Here is a 4262-nt window from a genome sequence, read left to right as displayed (position 1 = left end):
AATTAAAATACCAGTCTCTTCAACTTCTCCAAATTCATCATTTAGTGCTGTTCCAAAAGTCATCATCGTTGGAGAAAGGTTCATGTAAGTGTTAATCAATGGCGGAATATTTTCCCCATAAGATCTGATTTTTGCATTTAAAACTTTATACCCTTCTTTATATTCCAATCCTTCAAAAGGATTTCCTTTAGATGGCAAATCTGTTTCATAATCCAATCTAATATCAGGTTTCGGTTTTACCAACCCCTCTTTGTCTGGAAAATAATGATTCATAAAAAGTAAAAGCAAATCTCTAGCTTCTCTATTGTAATGCGGATACATAGTAACTTTACCAAAAAGAAACTTTACTTCAGGATTTAAAAGAACCACAGCCCCTAATCCATCCCACAAATTATCAAGGCTGAAAATCCCTTTTCTATTATCTAAACTTGGTTGATATTTTGGCTGAACGAATGATCGTCCGAGCTCAATTGTAAATGGGATAAATTCCTTGATAAATTTTTCTGAAAAATCGAATAAATGAGTTGTTGAAAGATTAATTGAGCCATCTTTTTTGATAGCATTTTTGCAATTTATCAAACGGTAACCGGCTACAATTTCCTCATCTTCAGGACTCCAAGTGATTAATTGATCATAGCAATTCTCGCAAGTATCATTTTCATCTAGATCCAAAGAGTGGCCTGTCCCACCACCAGCAGCTCTAAATGTCAACTCACGAAGTCTACCTATTTCTCTTACCACATTTGGAGCATTATGATAATTCACCAAAAAGACCAGATTATCCCCGTTGTTTGCATATCGAAGAAATCGATCTGCAGTCAGTTCCGCTTTTAATAAAGCCGTATCAACCGGAGGAATAATTTCTGCTTCTTCACTCATTTTTATCCTAATTTGTAAACCAATTTTTTAATATGATCAGACCATTGGGCATCAGTCTTACTCTTATCTAAATCAATATGTTTGAATGCCTCTCCGAGACGGATCTTAACTTTTTTACCTTGTTGCTGGTACATTTCATCAGCAAGATAAAACATTTCTATATTGGCTTGAATTCCTATTTTTTTTCTCCAATTAGCCAAATTGTAAAAAAACTTTGAATTCTTCCCTTCAATAAAGCAAGGAATTATATCTTTTTGATACTTTTTGGCCTTTGAGATAAAGCTTTTTTTCCATAATAAATCTCTTACCCCTTCAGGAGACTTCCTAGAGACTAAACCAGCAGGAAAAACCATAACTACATATTCTTGTGCATATACCCTATCTATATTATCGAGATTCTTCTGCGAATTCTTCCCAAGTTTATTCACAGGAACAAAAATAGGTTGGAAATTCTCGAAAGACATCAATAAATCATTTACTAAAAATCTGATGTCTTTTCTGATTTTACCTACAGCATACATTAATGCAATCCCATCCATACCACCCAAGGGATGATTTGCTGCTATAATTACACCTCCGGATTTAGGAATATTCTCCTCGCCTATTAATTCTACTTCAATGTTAAATTCTTCAATTACAGCATTTACAAAATCTAACCCTTTCAAGTGATGGATTCTACCCATAATCTCATTTAGCCAGTCCTCATGAATTACTTTTCTGATATAGGACAAAACAAAACCAGGCATCCATTTGAGAAGCTTAGGATTCTTATCCGCTATCACTTTCTTAACATCGATAAACTTTTCAGGCATGGGAATAGATTACTGGTCTGATTGCGGGCGATTCAATAAAATTCAAAAAGAATTTCTTTGAAAAATAAATCTAAAAATAAGAAAAAACAGGTTTTTGGACTATTTCAATTGAACTTTGATACTACCTAACTGAAAACCAAGACACTTAATTTTTGTTTTATTTTAAAATACATGAATATGAATTTAGTCATTACAGGAAGTACATCCGGAATAGGTCTGGAAACAATAAGATCACTTTACCCCAATTTCAATAAAATCATTTTACCCGTCAGGAATTTAAAAAAGGCTTTAGAAATAGTTAACGAATTTAAAAATCCTGAAAAATTCCATTGCATAGAAATGGATTTAAGCTCGATTAAAAGTGTAGATAAAGCAGGGAGGCAAATCTCAGAGACTTATGAAAAAGTTGATTTATTGATTAACAATGCGGGCGGTATATTTCCTAGTGATCTGAAAACCAAGGAAGGTTTGGACTGGTCTTTTGCTGTGAATCATTTAGGGCACTTTCATCTGACTAATTTATTGCTTTCAAATCTAACTAAAGCAAAAGGAAAAATAATCTTTGTGAGTTCTGAGGCTCATAGAATTGGTACAATTCGATCAGAAGATCTTGGCCTTAAAAGAAGATCAAATAGCTGGAGTAATTATGGGACAGTAAAGCTTTACAACATTTTAACTAGCAATTATTTCAATTACAACTACGGAAATGGTGGAATCAGTACATATTCTCTTCATCCCGGTGCAGTAAAAACTTCTTTTGGTTCTGAAGCTAATTTAATTTCAAAGGCTATTATTTCTTTGAGTAAATTATTTTTTATCAGTGCAAAAAAAGGTGCTGAAACAAGTGTTTTTCTGGCCAATACCCCAAAATCACAACTCCAATCAGGAGGCTATTATATCAGCAAAAAACTAAAAAATCCGATTTCCAAATCCAAGGATTTAAAAATTCAAAAGAAGCTATATGATTTTAGTTTAAAAAAGATCGAGGAAATCCTTTCCTGATTATTTCCTTATTTTTGCAAACTGATACAAATAGGCATGCAAGAAACAATTCTTTCTCTTAGCCCAGGTGACTGGGATGATTACGAACTTATTGATACGGGTGGATTTGAAAAGTTAGAACGGTTCGGTCAATTCATTATGAGTAGGCCAGAACCACAAGCAATTTGGGATAAATCTTTACCTGAAAGTGAATGGAAAAGCCAAGCTCATGCACACTTTGCAAAAGAGAAAAACAATCCTGAAAAAGGCCAATGGGAACAATTAAAACGAATGCCGCATAATTGGGGCATTGGGTATTCCAATAAAGCTGGTCTTAATATCAAATTGAATCTTGCTCAAACATCTTTTAAGCACATTGGTCTTTTTCCAGAGCAGGCAGTAAACTGGGATTATTTATATTCCAAAATCAAAAACAGCCCGGTAGCAAAACCTAAAGTATTAAACCTTTTTGCCTATACAGGAGCTGCCTCTGTTGCTGCAAGAGCCGCAGGTGCCGAAGTCACTCACTTGGACTCTGTAAAACAAGTGGTCACTTGGTCAAGGCATAATATGGAGTCCTCCGGTTTGGAAGGTATCCGTTGGATAGTAGACGATGCCATGAAATTTATCAAAAGAGAAGCGCGGAGAGGAAATATTTATCAGGGAATTATACTTGATCCCCCTGCCTATGGAAGAGGTCCAGATGGAGAAAAATGGGTTTTGGAAGAACAGATCAATGAAATGCTAAAAGTTTGCGCTGAAATTTTAGATAAAGAAAATCACTTTCTTTTGCTCAATATGTACTCTTTGAGTTTTTCTTCTCTTATCGCTGCAAACCTCATTAAAACCAACTTTTCTAAAGTTGAAAATGCAGAACATGGGGAGCTATACTTGAAAGATAAATTTGATAAAAAACTACCACTCGGTATTTTCTTCAGGTTCTCAAGTTATTGAAACAACAGTTCTTAATGAATAATCGACAACTATTTCTCCAAAATTTAGCTCAAACCACAGATTTTCCGCTGATGATTGAGGTGGAAAAAGCTGAAGGGGTTTACATATACGGTCCAAATGGAGAAAATTACATAGACTTAATTTCTGGGATTGGAGTAAGCAATGTAGGACACCGACATCCAAAAGTTCTAGAAGCCATCCAAGGTCAACTTGATAAGTACCTTCATTTGATGGTATATGGAGAGTATGTTCAAAGCCCTCAATCTCAACTGGCCAAATCTCTTTGCGCTACTTTACCTAATCATTTGGACAATGTATACCTCGTCAATAGCGGATCAGAAGCGATCGAAGGCGCTTTAAAATTAGCGAAACGGTACACTGGAAGAAGAAATATCATTTCTTGTGTTAATGCTTATCATGGAAGTTCGCATGGTGCATTGAGCATTGGAGGGAATGAAATTTTCAAAAGAGCCTATCGCCCATTATTGCCTGGAATTTCGAATATTCAATATGGCGATCATACCCACTTAGAAAATATCAATTCAGAAACTGCTGCAGTGGTTATAGAAACAATTCAAGGAGAAGCTGGAATCCGAGTCGGCAATAAGGCTTATTTTCAGGCTTTAAGAAAAAGAT

The 4262-nt window shown here is 35.1% G+C and carries 5 protein-coding genes; 3 read left to right on the top strand and 2 right to left on the bottom strand.

Annotation, left to right across the window (positions count from 1 at the left end; genetic code table 11):
• The coding region (locus Q0L68_RS17060) for a GNAT family N-acetyltransferase (protein ID WP_296705449.1) at positions 1 to 879 on the bottom strand (879 nt) is incomplete at its 3' end.
• 2 nt (positions 880 to 881) lie between these two features.
• The gene (locus Q0L68_RS17055; RefSeq protein WP_296705448.1) at positions 882 to 1691 is read right to left on the bottom strand and encodes a 1-acyl-sn-glycerol-3-phosphate acyltransferase; all 810 of its coding nucleotides are present in this window, start codon (positions 1689 to 1691) and stop codon (positions 882 to 884) included.
• 177 nt (positions 1692 to 1868) lie between these two features.
• Here Q0L68_RS17055 and Q0L68_RS17050 point away from each other — a divergent pair, with 177 nt between their 5' ends.
• The 3 genes from Q0L68_RS17050 to Q0L68_RS17040 all read left to right on the top strand — a co-directional run.
• A complete protein-coding gene (locus Q0L68_RS17050) occupies positions 1869 to 2693 on the top strand; it encodes an SDR family NAD(P)-dependent oxidoreductase (RefSeq protein WP_296705446.1) in 825 nt (274 codons plus the stop codon).
• 36 nt (positions 2694 to 2729) lie between these two features.
• On the top strand, positions 2730 to 3626 hold the full coding sequence (locus Q0L68_RS17045) for a class I SAM-dependent methyltransferase (protein WP_296705444.1): 897 nt from the start codon (positions 2730 to 2732) through the stop codon (positions 3624 to 3626).
• A 14-nt stretch (positions 3627 to 3640) separates the two neighbouring features.
• On the top strand, positions 3641 to 4262 hold a 622-nt coding region (locus Q0L68_RS17040; protein WP_296705442.1), incomplete at its 3' end, for an aminotransferase class III-fold pyridoxal phosphate-dependent enzyme.

It is taken from the genome of Algoriphagus sp., assembly GCF_024642405.1.
Lineage (GTDB): Bacteria > Bacteroidota > Bacteroidia > Cytophagales > Cyclobacteriaceae > Algoriphagus.
Note: the sequence above shows the minus strand (reverse complement) of the source record. Positions and strands in the feature narration are given on the sequence as shown.

Coding starts and splice junctions, on each gene's coding strand:
- Q0L68_RS17045 (WP_296705444.1), top strand. CDS start 2,730: ATGCAAGAAACAATTCTTTCTCTTAGCCCAGGTGACTGGGATGATTAC.
- Q0L68_RS17050 (WP_296705446.1), top strand. CDS start 1,869: ATGAATTTAGTCATTACAGGAAGTACATCCGGAATAGGTCTGGAAACA.
- Q0L68_RS17055 (WP_296705448.1), bottom strand. CDS start 1,691: ATGCCTGAAAAGTTTATCGATGTTAAGAAAGTGATAGCGGATAAGAAT.